We start from the raw sequence: 25308 nt of genomic DNA on the forward strand, positions 1-25308 counted from the left end.
CACCCCTAGGAGTTGTCATGAAAACCCTCTTTCCTCAATCCACCGAATTGCTTTCCCGCACCCATTATCCTGTTGTGATCGTCGGTGGTGGCCAGGCTGGGCTGTCTACCAGCCACTTTCTGAAAAAACTGGGCATCGACCATATTATTTTCGAGAAAAAACGGGTCGCCCACTCCTGGGCTGTCGAGCGCTGGGATACCTTCTGCTTGGTTACCCCAAACTGGCAATGCCGCCTGCCCGATTTTCCCTACTCGGGCGAAGAGCCCCGCGGCTTCATGCTCAAGGACGAGATCGTCGACTACGTTGAAGCCTTCGCCAAAAAAGAGGCGCCGCCGATCGTCGAAGGTGTCAGCGTCCAGCAGGTCTCGCGCACATTGGAAGGCAAGTTCGACGTGGTGACCAGCGTCGGTCAGTTTTCAACCGATCATGTTGTGGTCGCGACGGGTGGCTACGACATTCCCATCGTGCCAGCTTATGCCCACAGCCTACCCAAGCACATCACGCAAATTCATTCTGTCGATTACCGCAATCCGCAATCGCTGCCTGAAGGTGAGGTCTTGGTCGTCGGCTCTGGTCAATCCGGCGTACAGATCATGGAGGACCTACATCTGGCCGGGCGCAAGGTACACCTTTGCGTTGGTCCGGCGCCGCGCGCCCCGCGTGTTTATCGCGGCCGCGAAGTCACCGAGTGGCTAATGGACATGGGTTACTACAACACCACCGTGGAAACGCACCCCCTCGGTGTAAAGGCCCGTGAATCCACCAATCACTATTTTAGCGGGCGCGATGGCGGGCACGAAATCGACTTGCGCAAATATGCTAACCAGGGCGTTTGTCTTTACGGCAGCATGAACAATATTAAGGGCACCACCCTCGAGTTCCTACCCGACCTGACCAAGAATCTGGACGATGCCGACGGTGTCTATGTAAGTATCCGCAACGATATCGACAAGTACGTCGCCAAAGCCGGCATTGATGCGCCCATCGAAGCGCCGTTCGAGAAAGTCTGGGCAACCGATGCCGACCCACTATCCGTCGATTGTGACAGCGCCGGTATCACCACCATCATCTGGGCCATTGGCTTCCGTCCCGACTATAGCTGGATTCACCTGCCGGCCTTTGATGGACGTGGCCGTCCGGAATATGAGCGTGGCGTTTCGCCTGTCAATGGTCTCTATTTCTTGGGTTTGCCGTGGTTGCACACTTGGGGTTCGGGCCGTTTCCTCGGTATTGCGGAAGATGCGGAGTACCTGGCACAAGTCATGGCGAAGCGTCTCGCCGAGAGTGGCATGGACCCATTAGTGTCGCAGCAAGCGGCTGCCTGACCGCCCGAGCGTTTGATTAACCCGTTTCCAGGAGCCAGACATGCAGGATTCCACCTTGTTCGCCGTATCACCCAACCATCAGCAATTGAGTGAGCGATATCGCATCGGCATGCCACAACTTTCTCTCAACGGACTCTCAGAGAAATGGCTGTTGGCCGAGTGCGGCGACAGGCATTGGAGGTTGATCGAACAAGCTGCAGGCGTTGTCATTTCGCAATTGCGCGATGCACGCCTGCGCCGGGTCTATCCGGCTTTTCGCTCGATCCGCCTACGGCAGGCAATGCTTGATTCGGTTATTGAAAATGATCTGGTGGAGATATGCAGCACACTGGGCCGCGTCAGCCGAACGCAGTTTTATAGCAAGCACGTAATTTCGGTAAATGATGGCCTATGCGCCGTCGTGGATATGCTTTCGGTTTTCATTGCACGGGAAAAAACGGGGATCAACAGCTCAGCCATCCGAAGCCAGGTAAGCGGCATTGATAATATCGGCGAACTGGCCGAGGGCTTTCAGTTTGCTGAACGAGTCCGCGCCATACCAGAGTTGCGGCAAGAGTCTGATGCCCAACGCTGGTCACGTCCCACACATAGCTACGCATCAATCCCAGTCTGCCCTTGTCCCTCTATTCATTTCAATGGCGCAGGCTTCATGTACTTCGCTAGCTTCCATGAGTTGATCGACCAGGCTGAGTGGTCCTGGTTCGGCCCAGAAGTCAGCAATTACGTGACCACAGAACGACACATTATTTTTCATGGCAACGTAGATATCGGTAATTCCGTCATCATTAGTTTGTGCGATTTTGAACGCACAGAGCGTCAACAGCATCACCATACGCAAATAATCCGCCGAGATGATCAGAAGGTCATTGCCGATGTAATCACGCGTCGCAGAGCCCGTAGCAGTTCAAAAGCCTATATCGAGAACTTGTTCGATCTAGCGGCCTGAACAATTACATTTTAGTGAGAGATGTTTGCCAATTCGGCCGATCCTGCTTTCTACAGACAATTTGCTCATAGGGGCAGACACAGAATCAGGAAACTATCGTAGTTTAGGTCAATGGCAGTTTTGTGGCGCTCTCTTGATTGCTGGTTGCTGTCATTCTTTGCCTCAATGAATCAACGACAGGTAGTTGAGTAGAACACTCGTCCAAAGTTATTGCACAGGGGGCAGCAGATCGGCCATTGCTGCCTGTGACGTTGGCTGGATTGAATGGCCGTTATTGCCAAGGTTGCCGTCGTTGATGGAATGCTTGATTACATCAAGGAGAATCACAGATAACGGATAAATCGTACAGCTAACCAATGCCATCAAACTTGGTTGCCTTGAATGCCCTTCGCCGAGTTGGGGTTTGCAGCATGCCGATGCGCTCCCTGAACGTGGGATGCCGTCTTGCCGCTAGGCACAATCGCTTGAGACAACCCGTCAAGAATGCCACAGTGGGCAGCATCACGCGCCTCGCCACACCGCTCGCGCAGGCCTTTCAGTTGCCTCTCCAGTTCCTGGAGTTCTTGCATCCGTTGAGCAACATGTCCAATGTGCCGGTCAAGCAGTCGATTCACATCCGCGCAGTTCTCCTGTGGTGATTCCTTGAAGTGCTGCAAGACTCGAATTTCATCCAGCGTCATATCCAAACTGCGACAGCGCCGAATAAAAGATAGTCGCTGTACATGGGCATCTCCATAAATGCGGTAGTTGCCTTCGCTGCGGGCAGGTATTGGCAGCAGCCCATCGCGCTCGTAATAGCGGATCGTTTCCACATTCGTCCCGGTAAGGCGGGACAGTTCGCCGATTTTCATCTTCATCTCCTGATGTTTATACGGACCGAGTCGGTTGGAGCATGATGATTGCCATACCGGCCAGCGTGAGCACACTGCCGACAAGATCGCATCGAGTTGGGACAACGCCATCGATCTGCCATAGCCAGATCAGGGCAATCGCCACGTAGACAGCCGAGAATCTCGTCCTGCACCGTGATGGCGAACAATCCCTGAGCTTTGACGAACTCAAGCATCTCTTTCGCTTCGACCATTCTCTTTTATTGTAAGCCCTTGACTCTGTAGCCACTCAAGGGTTTCTAATACAGGTAGCTGAAAAAGTCATGAACCAGAAGCAATTCCTGACGCTAATCACTAGCAGCCAGTCGCACGCTCCACGTAACTGACCGTCTAAAACGATCATGAAATTGCTGAGTTGAAAGTCTATTCTGATGAAGTGTAAGCATACGTTTTTACCACCAGCCGTCCTGCCTGGTTGGACGGTTACCCCCGAACCTCACTAAGGAGTAAGTGATCATGAAAAATAGATTGATGGTTGGCTTGATTGCCTTGAGTGTCCTTGGCCTTCCTGTTGCTTACAGTGCAGACCCTAAACCTGCTCCCGACGACAAAGCCTTCCAGGAATATGTGGTTCAAATGCAGGCGCACATGAAACTGATGCAGGATCAGATGCAGAAAATGCGGCAAACCAACGATCCTGCCCTGCGTCAGAAACTGATGCAGGAACACTGGACTGCAATGCAGGACGGCATGCGCATGATGCATGGTTCCGACAGCATGCCCGGTTGCGGGATGATGATGGGGTCAATGAGCGACAACATGGGGTGCTGTAGCGGCGGTCACCGGCAGGGTATGGGTGGAGGCATGCATGGGAAGGGATGGTGGAATCCACAAGACACCTCTTCGCAAGCCATGAACCGCCGTCAGCAGATGATGGGAAGCTGCATGGGGATGCAACAGCAAATGATGGATCAGATGATGCAACAACAAAATTACAGGTGGATGCCGCCAGCACAATGAACAGCAACGCAATCTGCATGAGCCAACTTTTCTGCGATTTTCCACGAAATGTTTCGGCTGCATATCGACTGCATCGATAAACAATAACGAAATTATCGGGTTTTATCGATTAACTGGCGGCATAAAATGCCGCCTTCACTTTTCCAAGTACAGCAATCATGAGTTCTTTTATTACCGAAACCGTTCTCTCCGTTCATCACTGGAACGACAGCCTGTTCAGTTTTAGGACCACGCGCAATCCTGCCCTGCGCTTCATCAATGGCCAGTTCGTGATGATCGGCATGGAAGTCAATGGCCGCCCGCTGATGCGCGCCTATAGCATTGCCAGTGCGAATTACGAAGAGCACCTGGAGTTCTTCAGCATCAAAGTTCAGGATGGTCCTCTGACCTCGCGTCTGCAACACCTGAAGCCGGGCGATCCGCTCCTGGTCAGCAAAAAGCCTACCGGCACCTTGGTTCTGCGCGACCTCAAGCCGGGGCGTCGCTTATTCATGTTTGCCACCGGCACCGGCCTGGCCCCGTTCATGAGCCTGATTCACGATCCGGAAACCTATGAGCGTTTCGAGAAGGTCATTCTCATCCATGGTGTTCGCTGGACTAACGAGCTGGCTTACCACGACTACATTGAGGAAGATCTGAAGGAACACGAATACCTCGGCGATCTGATCCGTGAAAAATTGGTCTATTACCCGACGGTGACTCGTGAGCCATTTCGCAACGAGGGTCGTCAGACTGACCTGACCCTCTCCGGTAAGTTATTTGCCGACCTGGGCGAGCCGCCCATCGACCCAGCTACCGACCGCGGCATGATTTGCGGCAGCCCGGCCATGCTCAAGGAAATTTCGGCCATGCTTGATGGCTTCGGTTTGACGATTTCGCCGCATATCGGCGAAGCCGGTGATTATGTGATTGAGCGTGCATTCGTCGAGCAGTAAGCAACGGGTGACCGACTCAAAGTCAAACCCCAAGACTATCTCTGGAGAGTATTTGTGAAAATTTTGGTTCCCGTGAAGCGGGTTGTTGATTACAACGTGAAGGTCCGTGTCAAGGCCGATGGTTCCGGTGTCGATCTGGCCAACGTCAAGATGAGCATGAACCCCTTTGACGAAATCGCCGTTGAAGAAGCCGTTCGTCTCAAAGAAGCCGGCATCGCCACGGAGGTCATCGCCGTCTCCTGCGGCGTTACCGCCTGCCAGGAAACCCTGCGCACCGCCATGGCCATCGGTGCCGACCGCGGCATCCTGGTCGAAACCGATGTCGACCTACAACCGCTGGCCGTCGCCAAACTCCTCAAGGCCCTCTGCGACAAGGAACAACCGCAACTCGTCATCTGCGGCAAACAAGCCATCGACGACGACGCCAACCAGACCGGTCAGATGCTCGCCGCCCTGCAAGCCTGGCCGCAAGCCACCTTCGCTTCCAATGTCGTCATCGCTGGTGGTAAGGCCACCGTCACCCGCGAAATCGACGGCGGCCTCGAAACCCTCGAAATCACCCTGCCGGCCGTCGTTTCAACTGACCTGCGTTTGAACGAGCCGCGCTACGCCACGCTCCCCAACATCATGAAAGCCAAGAAAAAGCCGCTCGACACCGTCAAGCCGGCCGATCTTGGCGTCGACGTCACCCCGCGCCTGACCACCCTCAAAGTCGCCGAACCCGCCAAGCGCAGTGCCGGCGTCCGGGTTGCCGATGTCGCCGAACTCGTCAACAAACTCAAGAACGAAGCCAAGGTGATCTGATCATGACCATTCTCGTCATTGCCGAACACGACAACCAGTCCCTTAAGGCCGCCACCCTCAACACCGTCGCTGCGGCAGCGAAAATCGGTGGCGACATCCATGTCCTCGTCGCCGGCTGCAACTGCACTGCCGCCGCCCAGGAAGCCGCCACCCTCAGCGGCGTGAGCACCGTCAAAGTCGCCGACGCCGCCCACTACCAGAGCCAGACGGCCGAGAATCTGACCGCACTAGTCATCGCCAACGCATCGGGTTACAGCCACATCCTCGCCCCGGCCACCACCTTCGGCAAGAACCTCATGCCGCGCGTCGCCGCATTGCTCGACGTCGCCCAGATCTCCGAAATCATCGGCGTTGAGTCCGCCGACACCTTCGTCCGTCCGACCTACGCCGGCAATGCCCTGGCTACCGTGCAGAGCGCCGACAAGGTCAAAGTCATCACCGTGCGCACGACCGCCTTTGATGCGGTCAACCGGGAAAATGCCGCCAAAATCGAAAGCGTCGTCGCAACTGCCGACACCGCTCAAAGCACCCTGACCAACCGCGAACTGACCAAGTCCGAGCGTCCCGAACTCGGTGCCGCCAAGATCATCGTCTCCGGCGGCCGTGGCCTGGGCAGTGGCGAGAACTATCACACCCTGCTCGAACCGCTCGCCGACAAGCTCGGTGCCGCCCTCGGTGCATCGCGTGCAGCGGTCGATGCCGGTTTCGTGCCGAACGACTACCAGGTTGGACAGACCGGCAAGATCGTCGCCCCGCAGCTTTACATCGCGGTCGGTATTTCCGGTGCCATCCAGCATCTGGCCGGGATGAAGGAGTCGAAGATCATCGTCGCCATCAACAAGGATCCCGATGCGCCGATCTTCCAGGTGGCGGATTACGGGCTGGTCGCTGATCTCTTCGAAACCGTGCCGACATTTACGCAATTCTCTTTATGACCTTTCTAGTCAGGTACTGGATTTGCCGGAATTTGCACCAAGCTTGAGGCAAGCTGGCAATTCCAATATTTGAAGAACTCGGGTGTCCCTTCCGCTCCAACCGGTTTCCCTTATTGCAATCGCTTGACTCTGTAGTCACTCAAGGGTTTCTAATGCGGGAAACAAGGAGAACGCCATGAGTCTTGATACCAACCCGAAGCCCCTTCAGAAAGCTGCCCATTGCGGATGTGCGGGCGGCTGTTCAGCAGCAGTGCCCACAGCCGCAGAAATCCCGGCAGCCGCCGATCTCGCTCAAAGCGATGGCGTGCCGATCTTCGTGATTCCCACCATGGACTGCCCGAACGAGGAGAATGACATCCGTCGTGCGGTGGCCGGTATCGAGGGCGTCCGTTCCCTGCGTTTCCAACTGTCGGCGCGCACGGTTGCGATTGATGCGACGACGGAAGCCCTTGATGCAGCCTTGGCTGCCATCCGTAAAGCCGGCTTTACGCCCAAGCCGGTGTCTGCAGCTCAGGCGGCAACAAAGAACGTTGGCGTCAGTGATCTCTGGCGAAGTGTTCTGGCGCTCGGGCTGGCCGTCGGTGCGGAAGCGCTGGATTTCTTCGCGCCCGATACCTTGCCTTTCAAGGGTATCGGTATGGCATTGGCCATCGTCGCCATCTGGCTGTCCGGCATTTCTACCTATACTAAAGGCGTGGCGGCATTACGGCGCGGGCAATTGAACATGAACGCGCTGATGGGCGTTGCCGTGACCGGCGCCTTCCTCATTGGACAATGGCCCGAGGCGGCGATGGTCATGGCCTTGTATGCCATTGCCGAACTGATCGAAGCCCGCTCGGTGGATCGGGCGCGTAACGCCATCAAGGGCCTGCTCGACCTGACGCCGGAGACGGCGGAAGTTCGGCAGGCCGATGGGACGTGGCGGGAAGTACCGGCGGCGGAGGTAAAGCTGGAATCCTGCGTTCGGGTCAAACCCGGCGCCCGGATACCGCTTGACGGTCAAGTGACGGCCGGAAGCAGTGCGGTCAATCAGGCACCGGTCACCGGCGAAAGCATCCCGATTGACAAGGCGGCAGGCGACCCGGTGTTTGCTGGCACGATCAACGAAACCGGCACTCTGGAGTTTCGTGTGACGGCCGCTGCCGACAACACCACGCTGGCCCGCATCATCCACGCCGTCGAACAGGCGCAGGGGACGCAAGCGCCGACCCAACGCTTCGTTGACCGGTTTGCCGCAATCTACACGCCGACCGTGTTCGGCATCGCTGTTGCCGTGGCTGTTCTGACGCCCTGGCTGCTCGGCTGGACCTGGACGCAGGCGCTCTACAAAGCCCTGGTGCTGCTGGTTATTGCTTGCCCCTGCGCGCTGGTGATCGCCACGCCGGTAACGGTCGTTAGCGGGCTGGCCGCAGCAGCCCGACGCGGCATCCTGATCAAGGGCGGTGTCTATCTTGAGGAGGCCCGTAAACTCCGCGTCATTGCCCTCGACAAGACCGGCACCATTACCGAAGGCAAACCCCGTCTGGTCGCCACCGAACTGCTGCCCTCGACGGTTCCTGAATCCCAAGTGCTTGCCTGGGCGGCCAGCCTGGCCGGGCACTCGGACCATCCAGTCTCCAAGGCGATTGCAACCGGTCTCAAGCTTCCGGAAAATGGCTTGACCGATTTTGTCGCCCTTGCCGGACGGGGCGTGGAAGCGAGGGCCGACGGCCAACTGCTGATCCTCGGCAATCATCGCCTGATCGAGGAGCGCGGGCTGTGTAGTGCCGAAATCGAGGCTCGCCTTCAGGCGCACGAGACGCAAGGCCGGACGGTGACCATGCTGGCGACGGCACAGCAAGTGCTGGCAATTTTTGCGGTGGCGGACACCATCAAGGAAAGCTCGCGGGAGGCAGTGGCCGATCTGCACCGTCTCGGTGTCGTCTCAGTCATGCTGACCGGCGACAATGCAGCGACGGCCGCCAGCATCGCCAAGGAAGCAGGCATCGACGACGCCCGAGGCAATCTGCTCCCTGAGGACAAGCTGGCGGCTATTGAAGACTTGCAGCGTCGCCATGGCCCGACCGCGATGACCGGTGACGGCATCAACGACGCACCGGCGCTGGCGCGTGCCAACATCGGCGTGGCGATGGGTGCGGCCGGAACAGACACAGCAATGGAAGCGGCCGACGTGGTTATCATGAACGACGATCTGCGGCGTATTCCCGAGACCATTCGCCTGTCCCGAAGCACCCATGCGGTGCTCTGGCAAAACATCGGGATGGCACTGGGGATCAAGGCGATCTTTCTCGGATTGGCCATTTTGGGTAACGCCACCATGTGGATGGCGGTGTTTGCGGACATGGGCGCGAGCCTGCTGGTGGTTTTCAACGGCCTGCGCCTGCTCCGCAAATGATCCCGGATAAGCCCATGATGGACCGTTGCCGCTGGCTGGGGTTGGCCATCGGTGTGGCCTTGGCGGACCAAGGGGTCAAGCATTGGATCGTAGCGACCTTCCCTTTGGGCACTGGCGCAACGGTATTGCCGTTTTTCCACCTCGTTCACATCCTGAATAGCGGTGCAGCCTTCAGTTTTCTTGCGGATGCCGGCGGCTGGCAACGCTATGCCTTCATTGCTCTCGCCGTGGTCGTCTCGGGGGGATTAAGCGTCATGTTGCTCAAAGGCGTGGCGAACCGTTGGGAAAGCTGGGGGTATAGCCTGCTTCTCGGCGGTGCCGTCGGCAACCTGGTAGATCGCCTGTTCCAGGGAGCGGTCGTGGATTATCTGGACTTCCATGCCGGCGCCTGGCACTGGCCAGCCTTCAATCTCGCCGATACGGCGCTTTGTCTGAGCGCCGTGATTCTTCTTTGGGGGGCCTTGCTGTCTTCAGCTCAAAGCAAGGCGACCCTTTAGCGAGAGCGCAGGAAATTTCGATGCAACCCCTGGCCACAAACCGAAACGAGGAACACAAATTGGCTCAACGATCTTTCTCCCTGTTTGACCGTCGCACCTTGTCTGCCTTGATGCTCATGAGCGTGGTTCATTGCGCTTCGGCCGCCGAGGAACCCTTGCCTCCCGATCAGGCCTTTCGGTTTAATGCGTCCCTGAAGGGTAGCGATACGGTGGTGGCTGAGATCATTCCTGCCAAGAAGCACTACCTCTACAAGAACAAGGTCCGCTTTGCCTTGAAGAACGCCAGCGGCGTCCTCATCAAGGAGGTCAAGCTACCTTCCGGCGAGATGAAGAACGATCCCTATTTTGGGCTGATCGAAGTCTATAAATCGCCCGTCGTCGCGGAAATCATGCTGGAGCGCGCGCCAAAGGCCAAAACGATCACCCTTTATGCGTCTTATCAAGGGTGCAATGAGAAACTCGGCGTCTGTTATCCGCCCATCGAGAAAACCGTTGATATGAAATTCCCCCAGTAGCCGGCAGAGCTTCCGGTCTAATTGACGGCTAATGCCAAAATACGAATAATTCCCATCCATGCTTCGCCATCCCCGCTTCCGCTCCTTCCTCGCGACATTGCTGGCCTTTTGCCTGGTCAGTGTGTCGCTGTGGAGCTATGGGGCGGAAGCGACCGCCGATGCGGTGTCGTACGAAATCGCCCACTTTTCCCCCATGCCGGGTGATTTACCTGATTCAGGCTTTGCCGACCAGCATTGCAACCAAGGTTGCCATGCGCAGTCCCATCTGACCGGGACGGAGTGCGGTCATGCACCACACTTCCCGATACTCTTCACTGCCCAACAACACCTGAGCGGGCCGGACCGGGCGCGAGTCCCGAGCCGCCCGAGCGACGGACCCTTCCGTCCCCCGCGAACCTCCTTTCAAGCCTGAATTCCGTCATTTGTCTTGACCCACGGCGGGCGCCGTCGCGCCTGCCAGTGCTTGAAAGGTATTATCCATGCAATTTTGCGGCTATCTTGCCGCGGTGCGCCCGTCGCGGCGCGCCGTCAGTATCCTGGCCGGGGCATGCCTTGCCCTGGCCCTCCCCCTGGCGTCGGCCCGAGCGGCCGCTTCCCTGACCCTCGACGAAGCCTGGCGCCTGGCCGAAACCGCCAACCCGACCCTGCGCACAGCGCAGGCCAGGCTGGCGGCAGCCGAGGGCGAACTCACCGATGCGCGCAGTCTTCTCTGGAACAATCCTCAGCTCGCCCTTGAGCAGGCACGGCGAAAAGTCCCGCAGCCGGGCCTCGCCGCCGACAAGCAGCGGGAGTGGAACGCCGGCATTGCGCAGACCTTCGAAATCGCCGGGCAGCAAGCTTACCGCCGTGAGGCGGCCAGCCAGGAACTGGAGGCCTTGCAGGCAGCGCTGCGGGAGGCGCGTCGCCAAGTCCGCGTCGACATCGAACAGCGCTTTGTGCAGGTGCTGGCCTTGCAGCTGCGCATTGCCACCGAGGAAGAAGCGCTCAGGTTGGTCGACAACGCCGCAGCGGCCGTGCAGAAGCGGGTGGCGGCGGGCGAGGACAGCCGCCTCGACGGCAACCTGGCAGCGGTAGAGGCGGAGCGCGGACGCAACCAGCTTGCCTCCCTGCGGGAACGGCTCACCGAGGCCCGGGCCGAGCTGGCCAGCGCCCTACAACAGGCGCCCGACAGCCTGCCCGAGGTCGCCGGCGAGCTGACACCCGCGGCCCCGAGCTACACCCTCGATCAGTTGCTCGCGACGGCGCGCTCGCGGCCGCAGTTGCAGGCCCTGGAACGACGGGAAGCGGCGGCGGCCAGCCGCCTCGGCCTGGAGCGGGCCGCGGTCTACCCGGACATCACCCTTGGCTTGACGGCCGGCCGCGAAGGGCCCAACGACGCCCGGGAAAAGGTGGTCGGCCTCAGCCTGTCGTTGCCGCTACCGCTCTTTCGCCGCAACGCCGCGGGCATTGGCCGGGCCAGCAGCGAACTTGCCCAGCTGCAGATCGAGCGGCAGGTCGTCGGCCGCGACATCCCCGCCCAGGTACGCGCCCTGTGGCTCAACGTCGACAGCCTGCGGGCCCGGGTGAAGCGCCTGGAGGAGATGGTGCTGGCCAGCCTTGATCAAAACCAGCGCCTGTCGGCCACCGCCTATCGCGCCGGCGAGATCGGCCTCCTGCAGCTCATCGTGGTGAATCGGCAGGTGCTCGACGGGCGCCGCGACCTGGTCGATGCCCGCAGTGAACTGCGGCTGGCCACCATCGCCCTCGAAGCCGCGGCCGGCTGGCCAGGGGCCGGAGAAGCCCGATGAATCCGCAGTCGATGATTTCCAACCGCAAGAATTCTTCCAAAAGGCAATCCATGCCAGTATTTTCCCTTCGGCGCGCCGCCTGGCTCGCCTGCCTGGCCGGGGCGTTCGTCCTGGCCGCCTGCAACAAGCCTGATCCTGCGCCGGCCGAGGCAAAGCCGGCGCCCGTCGCCAAGGAAGAAATGGTCCCTGCCAAGAACCCGGAGGACAAGGAGGGCGACGACAAGCCGGCCGAAGCTGCTGAAGCAGGACAATTGAAGTTGTCCGCCGAGGAAATTGAGACCGCCGGCATCCAGGTCGAAGCGCTGGCGGCGCAATCGGTCGCCGACCAGGTGGTGCTGACCGCCACCATCCGCGCCAACCAGGAGCGCATCGCCCATGTCGCACCTCGGGTGTCGGCGCGCATCACACAAGTCAAGGCCAAGCTCGGCGACAACGTGAAGGCCGGTCAGCCCCTGGCGCTCTTGGACAGTATGGAACTGGGCGAGGCCCACTCCGCCTATCGCCAGGCGCAAAGCCAGTTGGCGCTGGCCAAGGCCGATTTCGAGCGGGCCCAGAAGCTCAAGGCCGAGGAAATCATTCCCGACAAGGATTACCTGCGCGCCCGCAGTGAGTACGAAAAGGCCCGCGCCAGTCTGCGCGCTGCCGACGACCGCCTGCGGCTCCTCGATGCCGCGCACGACGAGTCGGACACCGGCCCGGTCTCGTTGTTTCCGGTCAAGGCGCCGTTTGCCGGCACGGTGATCGAGAAGAGCGCGGTATTGGGCGAACTGGCCCAACCGGACAAGAGCCTCTTTACCGTGGCCGACCTGTCGACCCTGTGGATCGAAGCCAACCTGTTCGAGAAAGACCTCGGCCGGGTGCGAGTGGGAGCGCCGGCCATGGTGACGGTGAGCGCCTATCCCGGTGAAGCGTTCCAGGGCCGGCTGACCTATATCAGCAGCACCGTGGACAGGGAAACCCGGGCGGTGCAGGCGCGGGTCGAGGTCCCCAACCCGGACCGGCGCCTGAAGCCCGAGATGTTCGCGACGGCGGCCATCGCCACCGCTTCCACGACCGAGGCGCTGACCCTGCCGCAGGCGGCGGTGTTGCTGGTGAACGGCCAGCCCACGGCCTTTGTCCGCGAAGCGGGTGGCTTCGAACCCCGTGCCGTCGAAGTGGGCGACAAGGTCGGCAAGCGCATTGTCCTCACGAGCGGCGTCAAGGCCGGCGAGTCGGTGGTGGTGGCGGGCGCCTATGCGCTCAAGGCACGCCTCCTCAAGTCGCAAATCGGCGACGCGGACTGAGGGGTCGTCATGCTTAATAACATTGTCGATATCTCGCTGCGCTACAAGGTGCTGGTCCTGGTGGGTTTCCTGCTTGTCGTGGTCTTCGGCATTCAGGCATTCCGCACGGTGCCGGTGGATGCCTTCCCGGACGTAACGCCGGTACAGGTCAATATCTATACCGAATCGCCAGGGCTGGCCGCCGAGGACGTCGAGAAACTCCTCACTTTCCCGGTGGAAACCGCCATGGCCGGCCTGCCCGGGGTCGAGGAAATCCGCTCGGTGTCCCTGTTCGGGCTCTCCTACGTGAGCGTCTATTTCAAGGACAACGTGGATATCTATTTCGCCCGCCGCCTGGCCGGCGAAAAACTCCTGGAAGCGAAAGAGCGGATTCCCGAGGGCTATGGCGAACCATCTCTGGGGCCGAATAGCTCCGGATTAGGCCAGGTGTTCTGGTACACCGTCGAATCCGCTGATAAGAAACTCTCGACCATGGACCTGCGCACCCTGCAGGACTGGAACGTGCGGCTCATGCTGCGCACGGCCTCCGGCGTCGATGATGTGGTTTCCTGGGGCGGCGACGAGAAGCAGTTCCAGGTGCTCATCCAGCCGCAGAAACTGATCAAGTACGGCCTCAGCTTCAAGGCGGTGATGGAGGCGCTGACCGCCAACAATCGCCAGGTCGGTGGCCAGTACGTGAATCTCGGCCAGGAGCAGTACCTGGTGCGCGGCCTGGGATTGGTCGCCAATAGCCGCGACATCGGCAACATCGTGATCACCCAGCACGACGGCGCACCGATCTATGTGCGCGACGTGGCCGAAGTGAAGGAGGCGCCCGGCCTGCGTTTCGGCGCGGTGACCAAGGACGGCCGGGAAGTGGTGCTGGGACAGGCACTGGCCCGCATCAACGAAAATGCCAAGAGCGTCGTCGATGCGGTAAAAACCAAGCTCAAGGTGGCCCAGCAGGCATTGCCGGCGGGCGTGACCATCACCCCGGAGTACGACCGCACTGAACTGGTCGAGAAGGCCCTCAAGACGGCGGAGAATGCGCTGCTGGAAGGCTCGATCCTGGTGGCGGTCGTCCTCTTCCTGTTCCTCGGGGAAATCCGTTCGGCCATCGTCGTGGTCGTCACCCTGCCGCTCGCCATGCTGATCGCCTTCATCCTCATGCAGTTCTTCGGGATGTCGGCCAACCTGATGTCGCTGGCCGGTCTCGCCATCGGCATCGGCATGATGGTGGATGGCGCGGTGGTGATGGTGGAAAACAGCTTCCGCCTGCTCTCCCACCAGGCCGGCAAAGCGGTGAACAAGACGCACGTGATGCTGGAAGCAGCGCGGGAGGTGATCAACCCCATTGCCTTCGCCATCCTCATCATCATCGTCGTGTTCCTGCCGCTCTTCTCCCTGACCGGCCTGGAGGGCAAGCTGTTCAAGCCCATGGCGCTCACCATCGCCTTCGCCATGGTGGGCTCGCTCATCCTGACGCTCACCTTGGTGCCGGTGCTGGCGGCGCTGATCCTGAAACCGAAGGAAGAGAAGGACACCTTCATCCTGCGCCACGCCAAGCGGCTGTACCTGCCGCTGCTGGACTGGGCTCTCGACCGGAAGAAGCAAGTGATCGGCGGCGCCCTGGCGCTGCTGGTAGCGGCACTCGCCGTCTTCCCCTTCCTCGGCAAGGAATTCATGCCCACCCTGCAGGAGGGAACGCTCATCTTCCGCGTCACCGGCATTCCCTCCACTTCGCTGGAAGAGAGCCTCGGTGTCGCCAAGCGCATCGACACCGCCCTGAAACAGCAGTTCCCCCAGGTGACGTCCACCCTAGCCACCATCGGCCGCGCCGAGAAGGGCGAGACGGCGGACGTGAATTACATGGAAGTGCTGGTGGACCTGAAACCGGCGGACGAGTGGCCCGAACGCATGCCCATGCCGAAACTCGCCCATGAAATGCAGGAGTCCCTGGAAAAGGCCATTCCCACGGTGGTGTTTGCCTCCACTCAGCCCATCCAGATGCGGGTCGAGGAACTTATCTCCGGCGTGCGGGCGACCCTGGCCCTCAAGATCTACGGCGAGGATCTCGCGACGCTGGACCGTCTGGCCGGCCAGATGAAGGTCGTGCTCGACCAAGTGCCCGGTGCCGCCGACCTGTCCCTGGAGGCGAACAAGGGCAAGCCGCAGATGGTGATCAAGGTCAATCGCGACGAGGCAGCCCGCTACGGCATCAACGCTGACGAGATCCTGGAGGTGGTGCAGGCCGGCATCGGCGGCAAGACAGTGTCGACCATCATCGACGGCGTCAAGCGCTTCGATCTTCAGGTCCGGCTGGATGCAGCCTTCCGCGACAGCCAGCAGGCGATCGCCGACATCCCCATTCGCACCCAGTCCGGGGCGCTGGTGCCCTTGTCCCGGGTGGCCACGGTGGAGACGGACGAGGGCTACTCCTTTGTGCGCCGGGAACAGCTACAGCGCTACGCGGTGATCCAGATGGACGTGAAGGGACGTGACGTTGACGGCTTCGTGCAGGAAGCCGAGGCGAAGCTGCGGCAGCAGGTCAAGTTGCCGGCCGGCTACTGGATCGAGTGGGGCGGCGCCTTCGAAAACCAGCAGCGGGCCATGGCCCGGCTGGCGGTGATCGTGCCGCTGACCATCGGACTCATCTTCATCCTGCTGTACACCGCCTTCAACTCGCTCACCCATGCGACGCTGATCATCGCCAACGTGCCCTTCGCCGTCATCGGCGGCGTCTTCGGGCTGGCGCTCACCGGCCAGTATGTGTCGGTGCCTTCCGCCATCGGCTTCATCGCCGTCTTCGGCGTCGCCATGTTGAACGGCATCGTGCTGGTCTCCTTCCTCAACGACCAGCGGCAACGGGGCTTGTCCATCCGCGAGGCGGTGCGCCAGGGGGCCGCCTTGCGCCTGCGGCCGGTACTGATGACCGCTTCCGTGGCCATCCTGGGCCTCATCCCCATGCTGCTCTCGCAAGGGGTGGGCGCCGAAACCCAGCGACCGCTGGCCACCGTCGTGGTGGGCGGGCTGTTCACTTCCACGGCCCTGACCCTGCTCCTGCTGCCGCTCATGTACGAATGGGCGGAAGGCCGGCGGGAACGCAAGCAGACATCCATTTAACCGGACGCTGCGGTCCCACCTCCTGGGGCCGCGGCATGGAGAATCGACATGAAAGAGATCAAGGCATTTATCCGTCAACATCGCATCGCCGACGTGCTCGAAGCATTGCGGGATTCGGCACTGTGTCATTCCGGCGCGGGCGCCGGCTGCCACAACGTGACGGTATCCCGCGTGCAACGTCCGCTCACGGATGCCGACCCGACGCAGCAGCATTACTCGATGGACTTGGCCGAACCCGTGGTGGCCGAATACAAGCTGGAACTCCTGTGCGCGGACGATCTGGCCGACTCCCTGGTGGACCTCATCGCGAAGGCGGCGCACACGGGGCAGCCCGAGGCAGGGTGGGTCGTCGTGAGCGAAGTTCAGCGGGCGGAGGAGATTCGGTGAGACTTCTGGTGGCAGGTAGGTAGCCGCTCTGGTCTTTGCCGTGCTGATTGCGGTTCACATCGCGGCGGCGCTGAAGCACCTGTAGGGGACGTTTGACGAAAGGGAAATTAAAGTACGTTAAGCCTTTGGAATTGGCTGTAACGGGGAAGTAAGCCGAAACGGACGTAATGGGCGCGTCACATTCACATGCGTGCAGCGGACTTCTGACCGGGAACGGTCAGGAGTCCTATGTACAAAGCGCCGCGAGAAGCCGGAACCGCCGAAAATTCCGGCGATCAACCGGCAAGCTGCTTGAGGCGCTCGGCTAGGCGGCCGAAAGCCTCGTTCACGTATCCCAGCTTTACGCCAGTTTGCTGCCATTCAAGGTTTCAGGCTGTCCGGCAGCTGGGTGCCCGTAGCTGCCGTTCGCGCAGCCAAGTGTTCAACGGCTGGTATTTGATTGCAGCTGCCGTTCCCGCCAACAGTACCCTCGCTAGTCTTCGCTCTCAGCGGTCATTTGGTGCGCGCCGTTTGAGCGACTGCTACACATGACGTTGCTGCCATTCGAGCTCGCCCGACGAAAATTTCTGGTGCGGAGTGCCTTGAACTAACCTGACGCCTGGTCCGCGTAGTCGATTCTTCACAATGCGGTAACACGATTGTAACCGTCGGCGATTAATGTCGCCCTTCCGATTTGATTTGCTTTATTGCATGCCGATGTTGATTCGAAACTCGAATCAGCCACGGCGGCATGGAAGGGGTGCCCTTGATTTATCTGAACGACGTATCCATCCGATACCACGACGATCTGGTGGCCCTCCAGCCGACCTCGCTACGTTTCGGTCGCGGGGAGTTTACTGTACTGCTGGGTGCTTCCGGTGCCGGCAAATCCACCCTCCTGCGCTGTCTTAATCTGCTCAACAAGCCAAGCACCGGTCAGATCAATGTGGATGGCATCGGGGCGATTGAGGGCAGCGCGGCCTTGCAGACCCATCGCCGTCAGACCGGCATGGTTTTCCAGCAGCACCAGCTCATCGAGCGCCATACGGCCCTGGCCAACGTGTTGCTCGGGCGTATCGGCTATCACTCCACCTGGCGTAGCCTCTTTCCGCTGCCACGCGCCGAGCGCCAGATAGCGCTGGAATGCCTGAACCGGGTTGGTCTACTGCACAAGGCACTGCACCGGGTAGACCAACTGAGCGGCGGGCAACAGCAACGAGTAGGCATTGCTCGGGCCCTGGCACAACAACCCCGCCTGATGCTGGCCGACGAGCCCGTGGCGAGTCTCGATCCCGCCAGTTCTCGCCGGATACTTACCCAACTCAAACAGATCTGCCGCGAAGATGGGATTACTACCGTGGTCAGTCTGCACCAGGTCGAATTCGCCATAGAGTACGCCGACCGGGTGATCGGCCTGGCCCAAGGCCGCATCGTCTTCGATGGGTCGCCCGATGCGCTGACCGAGGGTGTGCTTGACATGATCTACGACCAGACGACGCCAGTGCCCACGCGGCCCACCAAAAATGCTCACCTCCTAAACAATCCATCGCTTGACCTAGCCATCATTGAGGACTAACCCATGAAAAATCTGCTCGCCCTGCTCGGCGCACTCACCATCGCCATTGGCGTTCATGCCGCGCCCAATCCGGACCCGCAAACGCTCAAGGTGGCCCTGCTGCCGGACGAAAATGCTGGCACCGTCATCAAGAACAACCAGCCCCTGAAGGATTACCTGGAGACCACCCTTGGTAAGAAGGTTGAACTGATCGTAACTACCGACTATTCGTCAATGATCGAAGCCATGCGCTTCGGGCGCATCGATCTGGCCTACTTCGGCCCGCTCTCCTACGTACTGGCTCGCCAGAAAAGCGAGATCGAACCCTTTGTGGCCCTCAAGGCCAAGGGCAGCACGACCTACCAGTCGGTGATCATCGCCAATACAAGTGCCGGGATTACGCGCATCGAGGACATCAAAGGCAGGAACATGGCATTCGGCGACAAGGCATCGACGTCGAGCCACCTGATTCCAAAGTCCGTCCTTGCCGAAAAGTCGCTAGATGCCGGCCGGGACTATCAGGAACATTTTGTCGGCTCGCATGATGCTGTCGCCATGGCAGTCCAGAACGGACATGCCCAAGCCGGTGGCTTGAGCCGTCCGATCTTCGAGTCCTTGGTCGAGCGCAAAATCATCGATCCGGCCAAGGTGTCGGTTCTCGAATATTCCAAGCCCTTTCCCCAGTACCCCTGGACGATGCGCTCCAACCTGAATCCTGAATTGAAGGAGAAGATTCGCGCCGCCTTCCTCAATCTTAAGGACCCTGCTGTTCTCAAGCCCTTCAAGGCGGAAGGTTTTGACGTGATTACCGACAAGCATTACGACGTCGTCCGCAATCTGGGCCCCCTCCTCAAGATTGATCTCGCCAAGTTCCAGTAAGCATGAATACTCGCAGCCTCGATCACAATGTGATCATTGATCAACAGCAGCGCGCCTGGAACAGCGGCGCGCTGCGACTGGTGACGATGCTTCTTGTCATCGGCCTATGCATCCACTATGTCGGACTGTTCGACGGGGAGCGCCTAGCTGACGGAGGCCCTGCCATCCTCCTTTTACTCAGTGAAATGTTCCCGCCGGACTTTCAGAACGCCCGCAGTTGGCTCAAACCGCTGATCGATACGCTGGCCATGAGCGTGGCCGGTACCGCTCTGGCGGTCGTGCTATCTATTCCCCTGGCCTTCCTCGCGGCCCGCAACACCACGCCGCATCCGGTGATCTATCAGGTGGCCCGAGCCACCCTGAATGCGCTGCGCTCGATTCCCGAACTGATCCTGGGCATCATTTTCGTTGCTGCGGTTGGCTTTGGCGCGCTGCCTGGCGTACTGGCTTTGGGCTTGCACTCTGTAGGCATGATCGGCAAGTTCTTTGCCGAAGCCATCGAGCATGCCGACGAAGCGCCCATTGAGGCAGCTCGTGCCGCTGGCGCCACGCCTATCCAGGTTCTCCTGCACGGGGTTATCCCGCAAGTGCTGCCGCAAATGGCGGACATCTCGATCTATCGCTGGGAATACAACTTCCGTGCCTCGACTGTCATGGGCATGGTGGGCGCTGGCGGCATTGGCTTCGAGCTCATGGGTTCTCTGCGCATCATGCAGTATCAGGAGGTCTCGGCCATCCTGCTTGTGATCCTGCTCATGGTTACGCTGGTTGATACATTCAGCAGCACGCTCAGAAAACGCTTCAAATGAATGGAGACAATATGAAGCCTAAAGTCGTCCTTACCAGCTGGGTGCATCCGGAAGTCATCAATCGGCTGGCTGAACATTGCGACGTAGTTCCCAATACGACTCGCGAGCGCCTCTCCAGAGAGGAAATCCTGAGTCGCGCCAAGGATGCAGATGCGATCATGACCTTCATGACCGACAGCGTCGACCAAGAGTTTCTGTCTTCCTGTCCCCGTCTGAAAGTCGTCGGCTGTGCCTTGAAGGGTTATGACAACTACGATGTCGATGCCTGTACCCAGCATGGCATCTGGCTCACCAATGTGCCCGATCTGCTGACCATTCCGACAGCGGAACTGACGATCGGCCTGTTGATCGGACTTACCAGGAAGATTATTCAGGGCGATCAACTGGTCCGCAGCGGTTCCTTCGACGGATGGCGACCTGTGCTTTACGGCGCCGGCCTGACAGGCCGAACTTTAGGCATCATCGGCATGGGTGCTGTGGGACAGGCCATCGTTGCCCGCTTGCAAGGCTATGAACTAAAGCTGTTGTACGCCGACCCCCGACCTTTGCCCCCCGAGATAGAGGCTCGCCTTGGTCTGCGCCGTGTCGCTGTGGATCAATTGCTGGCGGAAAGCGACTATGTCGTTCCGATGCTTCCGATCAGCGAAGAAACGCTTCACCTGATCGACGCCGATGCGATCACAACCATGAAAGCCGGAGCGTTCCTCGTCAATGCCTGTCGTGGTTCCGTCGTCGATGAGGAGGCGGTGGCTGATGCGCTTGCTGCCGGCAAGCTCGCCGGGTATGCCGCGGATGTCTTCGAACTCGAGGAGTGGGCCCGGCCGGATCGACCGACGAATATATCCGGACGTCTGCTGGCGGATTCCGAGCGAACGCTGTTCACACCACATATTGGCTCTGCCGTGGACTCCGTCCGCCTGGCGATTGAAATGGAGGCAACGACCAATATCCTGCAGGCCTTGGCTGGCCAGGAACCGCAAGGTGCAGTCAATCGCCCGGTAGCAAAGGTCGCAGCCTGAACACACTCAACCTCGACCAGGTTGCGAGTTTTCTCGCTATCGCCCGACTGGGCAGCTTTCGTGCAGCGGCGCAAGAGCTGGGGATTTCCCAGGGGGCCATCTCACAGCAATTACAAAAGCTGGAGCGCCTACTGGGTGCCCGTCTTGTCGAGCGGGACCCCAAGGGCTGTCGGTTGACGGTGGAAGGGCGGGAGTTCGAAGGTCATGCCCGAGATCTCCACCGCCTCGCCAACAATGCGCTCAACACATTTCGAGAGCGTCGCCTTGTCGTCGGCGCCAGCAGCAATATTGGCATCTATCTGCTCCACCCTTATCTCAAGGCGTATGGCGACGAAAGCGGGGCAAGCATTGACATCCAGATTAGCCGAAACCTGGTGGTTGCCGAACAACTCGCCAAAGGCGAGATTGATGTCGCTCTCATGGAATGGTGGGACGAGCGTCCAGGCTATGTCTCGCGCGTCTGGCGAACAGAGGAAATGGTTGTCATCGTTGCGCCTGAACATCCCTGGGCAGGATTGCCCTATTTGAGTTGCAGCCAATTAAGGCAGACGCCGATGCTTGGCGGCGAGCCCGGTACGGGTACTGGACGGCTTCTGGCGGAGTATCTGGGTATCGAATTGGCAGAGCTATCAATCGGTGCACGCCTGGGTTCAACCGATGCCGTCAAGCAATGGGTGAAAGCGGGGATGGGTGTGTCGTTGGCACTTGCCGGAACTGTCGATGATGAGACAAGATCAGGGAAGCTAGTCGCCATCCCGCTGGAAGGAAACCCGCCACCACGCAAGGCCCTTCAGGTGGTTTGGCGGGATTCGCTCAGCGATGAGCATGCGGCTTGTCGATTCGGGACTTGGCTGGTTGAATCAGCCGCGTTATCGCATCAAAAAAATGTCCAGGTTCATCCAGCGCGCTGGCCATTGGGTGAGTAGCGAAATTCGACAAGCAGCCGCTCAGATTCGTCATCTGAGAGTATTCTGTTGGACGTAGTTGAAAGGCGGCAATGGAGGCTGTAGCTGCCGCTAAATCTGCTCGCACCCAATGACCGATAACGCCGAGTTGCTCGCGTAGGCTTTCCGGCAGGTTTCAGAGTCAAGCGGTCGGTCCGATGACCACTCAGGAGAAGAGGCGACCGGCAGCTCTTGGCCCAGACTGTGTAAAAACGTGAACGAATTTCGCCTTGCCAGGTCAATGCAGTAGGCATTTACTGGGGGCGACTGAGATGAAGCGTTTCGTTCAAGGCGAGAGCCGGACTCAAAGCACATTGTTGCCGGAGCTACTCGATGACTATATTTCCGAATCAAATCCAGTCCGTGTGATTGATGTCTTCGTCGATGAACTGTCGCTAGGCAAACTAGGTTTCGAAGGTGTTGATCCGGCAGAGACGGGGCGGCCGGCCTACCATCCATCGGTACTGCTGAAACTCTATATCTACGGCTACCTCAACCGCATCCAGTCGAGCCGGAGGTTAGAGCGAGAGGCTCAGCGTAATGTAGAACTGATGTGGCTGACGGGACGTCTCACGCCTGACCACAAGACTATCGCCAATTTCCGCAAGGACAATGGCAAGTCCATCCGGAATGTTTGCCGTCAATTCGTTGTCCTGTGTCAGCAATTAAGTTTCTTCACCGAAGCCTTGGTCGCCATCGACGGCAGCAAATTCAAGGCCGTGAATAATCGTGATCGGAATTTCACCAGCGCCAAGCTGCAACGGCGGATGGAGGAAATCGAATCAAGTATCAATCGCTACCTGACTGAACTTGACACCGCCGACCGCCAAGAACCGGCTGTGGCGCAAGCCAGGTCAGAGCGACTACAGGACAAGATCGCTACCCTGAAGGCACAGATGAAAGAACTTCAGGCCATTGAGGTTCAACTCAATGCAACACCGGACAAGCAGATTTCCCTGACCGATCCGGATGCCCGTTCGATGAAGACCCGTGGCACGGGGATCGTCGGCTACAACGTCCAGACAGCAGTGGATGCCAAGCATCACCTCATTGTTGCGCATGAGGTCACCAACATCGGCATTGACCGAGACCAGCTGAGTTCCATGGCCAAGAGCGCTCGTGCGGCGATGGGCGTGGCAGACCTCACCGTGATTGCCGACCGGGGTTATTTCAAGGGCGAAGAAATTTTGGCCTGCCACGAAGCGGGCATTCATGCCATTGTTCCCAAAACGACCACTTCCGGCGCTAAGGCGGCGGGACGATTTGACCGGGCTGACTTCATTTACGATGCGGAGAAAAATGAATACTGCTGCCCGGCCGGAGACCACCTGATCTAGCGATACGCGAGTCGGCAGGACGGCTTGCTGCAAAATCGGTACTGGAGTTCAAACTGCCAGCGATGTGCCATCAAGGAGAAATGCACCCCCAGTACGAAACGACGCATCACTCGATGGGAACATGAGGGTGTGCTTATGGCCATGCAAAACCGACTGGATCACGCACCCGACAGCATGCGTATCCGGCGTCAGACGGTGGAGCATCCCTTCGGAACGCTCAAGTTGTGGATGGGCAGCGCGCACTTCTTGACCAGAACACTGGATCGGGTGAGCACGGAGATGGGATTACATGTGCTCGCCTACAATTTGAAGCGTGTGATGAAAATCCTGGGCAATGAGTCCCTGATGGAAGCAATGCGGGCCTGAAAAGGCCTTAATTCGAACCGGTCTGTCGTTTTACTACCCAATTCCACCAATTCCCCATCGCGACGGCCCAACCGCACGTCAGGCCTGCAAAATTCCCGCTACGTTTTTACACACTCTGGGCCGGCAGTTGCCTGATGATAATTTCATTGTAACTATGCCAAGTTGGTCAGGCGCCTGATATTTGCTGGTTATATTTGGTGAGAATTCATGGTCAACTCACGTGATATTCCGCACCAATCGGCGGAATTCGTTCATGCTCATCAGTAGCCCGCCTCTTTCTGGTGACGGAATGCCATGACATAGACCGCATCGGCCGCCGGTTCGTGGCGGTACAAGGCCACATAGCCGGAATCCCCGTAGGTAATCACCAGCTCGCGCAACTCCGGCATGTCAGGGAGCGGTCGGCCAATGTCTGGGGCCGTTTCCAGCAGCAGGAAGTGCCGCTCAATGGCCTGGCCGGCCCGCCTGGCGGCTTCCGGGGCCTTGGCGACCAGGAACTGCCGACATCGTTCCAAACCATCCGCCGCGCCTTCGGTGACGATTACGTGTGGCACTCAGGCATCGCCTTTTCGTCTTCGGTGCCCCAGGTGTTCAACCAGGTGCGCACTTCCTGGCCGGTCAAGTGCCGTCCGGTTTCCTGATAGGCCGCCCAGGAAGCTAAGGCTTCCTGTTTGAAGCTCTCGCGGGCTTCCTCCCGTTCGACGTATTGCTGGATGGCTTCGAGCATGATCCAGTGCGGCGAGCGGCGGCGCTGACTGGCGAGGTGTTGGACGCGGCCCTTCAGCGCCTCTTCAATCTTGAGCGATGTTGCCATTGCTGTTCTCCTATCACTTGGTAATACCTAGTGATAACTTAGCCCTTCCGGCCCTGTCCGTCAAATGATCGTCTAACGGCCGCGCCAATATTGTCCGTAAAGATGTTGATTTAGCGAGAAGTCGGACAATATAATTGTCGGACGGAATAACGGACAAAAAGCTCAGAAATGGCATTGATTGGCTATGCACGTGTATCGACCGCGGAACAGGATACTGCCTTGCAGACGGATGCGCTTCGCAAGGCCGGATGCGAGCGCATATTTGAGGACACGGTTTCCGGTTCTACATCGGAACGGCCCGGCCTGTCATCGGCACTGGCGTTCCTGCGTGAAGGTGATGTTCTTGGGGTTTGGCGACTTGATCGGCTGGGCCGTTCCTTGCCTCATCTGATCGAGGTTGTCGCCGGACTGGAGGCGCGTGGTGTGGGATTTCGCTCCCTGACCGAAGCCATCGACACCACGACACCCGGCGGTCGCCTCATCTTTCACGTATTTGGCGCGCTCGGACAATTTGAGCGCGATCTGATCCGTGAGCGCACCAAGGCAGGTTTGTCCGCCGCCGCTGCACGTGGCCGCAAGGGAGGGCGAAAGCCCGTGGTGACGGACGAGAAATTGCAGAAGGCCAGGATGCTACTAGCTCAAGGGCTCAACGTTCGCGAGGCCGCGCTACGACTCAAGATTGGAAAGACTGCGCTTTACGTGGCATTAAGCACTACACAGCCAGCACCCAAGGATAGCAGCGCCCCGACTTCTGAAAATGACACTCGCGCTGGCCCGCCTGGCACACATGTAAGCTGAGAATTCGGCATCAGCCGGGAAACGCTCTACCAATATTTGCGGACAAC

At 59.2% G+C, this 25308-nt stretch carries 23 protein-coding genes and 1 pseudogene; 20 read left to right on the top strand and 4 right to left on the bottom strand.

Going from position 1 to position 25308, the window contains the following annotated elements; translation table 11 throughout:
• Window positions 1-17 precede the first annotated feature (17 nt).
• On the top strand, window positions 18-1325 hold the full coding sequence (locus tag GH663_RS17795) for an MSMEG_0569 family flavin-dependent oxidoreductase (protein ID WP_153133002.1): 1308 nt from the start codon (window positions 18-20) through the stop codon (window positions 1323-1325).
• A gap of 40 nt (window positions 1326-1365) precedes the next feature.
• Window positions 1366-2271, top strand: a complete 906-nt coding sequence (locus tag GH663_RS17800) for a Pnap_2097 family protein (protein ID WP_153133003.1) — start codon at window positions 1366-1368, stop codon at window positions 2269-2271.
• Between the two features lie 362 nt (window positions 2272-2633).
• On the opposite strand, the gene cadR is transcribed toward GH663_RS17800, so the two are convergent.
• Window positions 2634-3122: a Cd(II)/Pb(II)-responsive transcriptional regulator gene (cadR, locus tag GH663_RS17805; RefSeq protein ID WP_150428102.1), complete on the bottom strand. Its 489-nt coding sequence runs from the start codon at window positions 3120-3122 to the stop codon at window positions 2634-2636.
• Window positions 3123-3138: 16 nt separating this feature from the next.
• Window positions 3139-3390: a YnfA family protein gene (locus tag GH663_RS21500; protein WP_223879486.1), complete on the bottom strand. Its 252-nt coding sequence runs from the start codon at window positions 3388-3390 to the stop codon at window positions 3139-3141.
• 227 nt (window positions 3391-3617) lie between these two features.
• Here GH663_RS21500 and GH663_RS17815 point away from each other — a divergent pair, with 227 nt between their 5' ends.
• From GH663_RS17815 to GH663_RS17895, 17 genes and pseudogenes are all read left to right on the top strand, one after another.
• Window positions 3618-4121 carry a hypothetical protein gene (locus GH663_RS17815; protein ID WP_246181637.1) on the top strand — a complete coding sequence of 168 codons (504 nt, stop codon included), beginning with the start codon at window positions 3618-3620 and terminating at the stop codon, window positions 4119-4121.
• A gap of 158 nt (window positions 4122-4279) precedes the next feature.
• Window positions 4280-5056 (top strand): ferredoxin--NADP reductase, encoded by a 777-nt coding sequence (locus GH663_RS17820; RefSeq protein WP_153133004.1) that lies wholly within the window; start codon window positions 4280-4282, stop codon window positions 5054-5056.
• 54 nt (window positions 5057-5110) lie between these two features.
• Window positions 5111-5860, top strand: a complete 750-nt coding sequence (locus GH663_RS17825) for an electron transfer flavoprotein subunit beta/FixA family protein (RefSeq protein WP_150428103.1) — start codon at window positions 5111-5113, stop codon at window positions 5858-5860.
• 2 nt (window positions 5861-5862) lie between these two features.
• Window positions 5863-6795 carry an electron transfer flavoprotein subunit alpha/FixB family protein gene (locus tag GH663_RS17830; protein WP_150428104.1) on the top strand — a complete coding sequence of 311 codons (933 nt, stop codon included), beginning with the start codon at window positions 5863-5865 and terminating at the stop codon, window positions 6793-6795.
• Window positions 6796-7045: 250 nt separating this feature from the next.
• The gene (locus GH663_RS17835; protein ID WP_439329194.1) at window positions 7046-9190 is read left to right on the top strand and encodes a heavy metal translocating P-type ATPase; all 2145 of its coding nucleotides are present in this window, start codon (window positions 7046-7048) and stop codon (window positions 9188-9190) included.
• 14 nt (window positions 9191-9204) lie between these two features.
• Window positions 9205-9687: a signal peptidase II gene (gene lspA, locus GH663_RS17840; RefSeq protein ID WP_246181638.1), complete on the top strand. Its 483-nt coding sequence runs from the start codon at window positions 9205-9207 to the stop codon at window positions 9685-9687.
• 20 nt (window positions 9688-9707) lie between these two features.
• Window positions 9708-10202 carry a protein-disulfide reductase DsbD N-terminal domain-containing protein gene (locus tag GH663_RS17845; protein WP_150428107.1) on the top strand — a complete coding sequence of 165 codons (495 nt, stop codon included), beginning with the start codon at window positions 9708-9710 and terminating at the stop codon, window positions 10200-10202.
• Between the two features lie 479 nt (window positions 10203-10681).
• Window positions 10682-11989, top strand: coding sequence for a TolC family protein (locus GH663_RS17850; protein WP_150428108.1), 1308 nt, complete (start codon window positions 10682-10684; stop codon window positions 11987-11989).
• Window positions 11990-12039: 50 nt separating this feature from the next.
• A complete protein-coding gene (locus tag GH663_RS17855) occupies window positions 12040-13272 on the top strand; it encodes an efflux RND transporter periplasmic adaptor subunit (RefSeq protein WP_150428109.1) in 1233 nt (410 codons plus the stop codon).
• A 9-nt stretch (window positions 13273-13281) separates the two neighbouring features.
• Entirely contained in the window at window positions 13282-16374 is a 3093-nt protein-coding gene (locus tag GH663_RS17860; protein ID WP_153133006.1) for an efflux RND transporter permease subunit, read from the top strand.
• Between the two features lie 48 nt (window positions 16375-16422).
• Entirely contained in the window at window positions 16423-16761 is a 339-nt protein-coding gene (locus tag GH663_RS17865; protein ID WP_153133007.1) for a P-II family nitrogen regulator, read from the top strand.
• Window positions 16762-17506: 745 nt separating this feature from the next.
• Window positions 17507-18316 (top strand): phosphonate ABC transporter ATP-binding protein, encoded by an 810-nt coding sequence (phnC, locus tag GH663_RS17870; protein WP_153133008.1) that lies wholly within the window; start codon window positions 17507-17509, stop codon window positions 18314-18316.
• 3 nt (window positions 18317-18319) lie between these two features.
• Window positions 18320-19174: a phosphate/phosphite/phosphonate ABC transporter substrate-binding protein gene (gene phnD, locus GH663_RS17875; RefSeq protein ID WP_153133009.1), complete on the top strand. Its 855-nt coding sequence runs from the start codon at window positions 18320-18322 to the stop codon at window positions 19172-19174.
• A 2-nt stretch (window positions 19175-19176) separates the two neighbouring features.
• Window positions 19177-19983, top strand: a complete 807-nt coding sequence (phnE, locus tag GH663_RS17880; protein WP_153133010.1) for a phosphonate ABC transporter, permease protein PhnE — start codon at window positions 19177-19179, stop codon at window positions 19981-19983.
• A gap of 11 nt (window positions 19984-19994) precedes the next feature.
• Entirely contained in the window at window positions 19995-21002 is a 1008-nt protein-coding gene (locus tag GH663_RS17885) for a phosphonate dehydrogenase (RefSeq protein WP_153133011.1), read from the top strand.
• Window positions 20999-21928, top strand: coding sequence for a LysR family transcriptional regulator (locus GH663_RS17890; RefSeq protein WP_153133012.1), 930 nt, complete (start codon window positions 20999-21001; stop codon window positions 21926-21928). The genes GH663_RS17885 and GH663_RS17890 overlap by 4 nt, the downstream gene beginning before the upstream one ends.
• Before the next feature lie 290 nt (window positions 21929-22218).
• Window positions 22219-23649 (top strand): annotated as a pseudogene (locus GH663_RS17895) (IS1182 family transposase).
• 260 nt (window positions 23650-23909) lie between these two features.
• On the opposite strand, the gene GH663_RS17900 reads toward GH663_RS17895, so the two are convergent.
• A complete protein-coding gene (locus GH663_RS17900) occupies window positions 23910-24203 on the bottom strand; it encodes a type II toxin-antitoxin system RelE/ParE family toxin (RefSeq protein ID WP_129927734.1) in 294 nt (97 codons plus the stop codon).
• Window positions 24191-24463, bottom strand: a complete 273-nt coding sequence (locus GH663_RS17905; RefSeq protein ID WP_129927733.1) for a CopG family ribbon-helix-helix protein — start codon at window positions 24461-24463, stop codon at window positions 24191-24193. The genes GH663_RS17900 and GH663_RS17905 overlap by 13 nt, the downstream gene beginning before the upstream one ends.
• Window positions 24464-24631: 168 nt before the next feature.
• Between GH663_RS17905 and GH663_RS17910 the strand changes: the two genes are divergently transcribed.
• The gene (locus GH663_RS17910; RefSeq protein WP_153133013.1) at window positions 24632-25261 is read left to right on the top strand and encodes a recombinase family protein; all 630 of its coding nucleotides are present in this window, start codon (window positions 24632-24634) and stop codon (window positions 25259-25261) included.
• The last annotated feature ends 47 nt before the right edge of the window (window positions 25262-25308 follow it).

It is taken from the genome of Dechloromonas hortensis, from assembly GCF_009469765.1.
Taxonomy (GTDB): domain Bacteria; phylum Pseudomonadota; class Gammaproteobacteria; order Burkholderiales; family Rhodocyclaceae; genus Azonexus; species Azonexus hortensis.

Excerpts from the sequence above, each read along its gene's own strand:
- GH663_RS17795 (WP_153133002.1), top strand. The coding sequence starts at position 18 with ATGAAAACCCTCTTTCCTCAATCCACCGAATTGCTTTCCCGCACCCAT.
- GH663_RS17800 (WP_153133003.1), top strand. The coding sequence starts at position 1,366 with ATGCAGGATTCCACCTTGTTCGCCGTATCACCCAACCATCAGCAATTG.
- cadR (WP_150428102.1), bottom strand. The coding sequence starts at position 3,122 with ATGAAAATCGGCGAACTGTCCCGCCTTACCGGGACGAATGTGGAAACG.
- GH663_RS17815 (WP_246181637.1), top strand. The coding sequence starts at position 3,618 with ATGAAAAATAGATTGATGGTTGGCTTGATTGCCTTGAGTGTCCTTGGC.
- GH663_RS17820 (WP_153133004.1), top strand. The coding sequence starts at position 4,280 with ATGAGTTCTTTTATTACCGAAACCGTTCTCTCCGTTCATCACTGGAAC.
- GH663_RS17830 (WP_150428104.1), top strand. The coding sequence starts at position 5,863 with ATGACCATTCTCGTCATTGCCGAACACGACAACCAGTCCCTTAAGGCC.
- lspA (WP_246181638.1), top strand. The coding sequence starts at position 9,205 with ATGATGGACCGTTGCCGCTGGCTGGGGTTGGCCATCGGTGTGGCCTTG.
- GH663_RS17845 (WP_150428107.1), top strand. The coding sequence starts at position 9,708 with ATGCAACCCCTGGCCACAAACCGAAACGAGGAACACAAATTGGCTCAA.
- GH663_RS17850 (WP_150428108.1), top strand. The coding sequence starts at position 10,682 with ATGCAATTTTGCGGCTATCTTGCCGCGGTGCGCCCGTCGCGGCGCGCC.
- GH663_RS17855 (WP_150428109.1), top strand. The coding sequence starts at position 12,040 with ATGCCAGTATTTTCCCTTCGGCGCGCCGCCTGGCTCGCCTGCCTGGCC.
- GH663_RS17860 (WP_153133006.1), top strand. The coding sequence starts at position 13,282 with ATGCTTAATAACATTGTCGATATCTCGCTGCGCTACAAGGTGCTGGTC.
- GH663_RS17865 (WP_153133007.1), top strand. The coding sequence starts at position 16,423 with ATGAAAGAGATCAAGGCATTTATCCGTCAACATCGCATCGCCGACGTG.
- phnD (WP_153133009.1), top strand. The coding sequence starts at position 18,320 with ATGAAAAATCTGCTCGCCCTGCTCGGCGCACTCACCATCGCCATTGGC.
- phnE (WP_153133010.1), top strand. The coding sequence starts at position 19,177 with ATGAATACTCGCAGCCTCGATCACAATGTGATCATTGATCAACAGCAG.
- GH663_RS17885 (WP_153133011.1), top strand. The coding sequence starts at position 19,995 with ATGAAGCCTAAAGTCGTCCTTACCAGCTGGGTGCATCCGGAAGTCATC.
- GH663_RS17905 (WP_129927733.1), bottom strand. The coding sequence starts at position 24,463 with ATGGCAACATCGCTCAAGATTGAAGAGGCGCTGAAGGGCCGCGTCCAA.
- GH663_RS17910 (WP_153133013.1), top strand. The coding sequence starts at position 24,632 with ATGGCATTGATTGGCTATGCACGTGTATCGACCGCGGAACAGGATACT.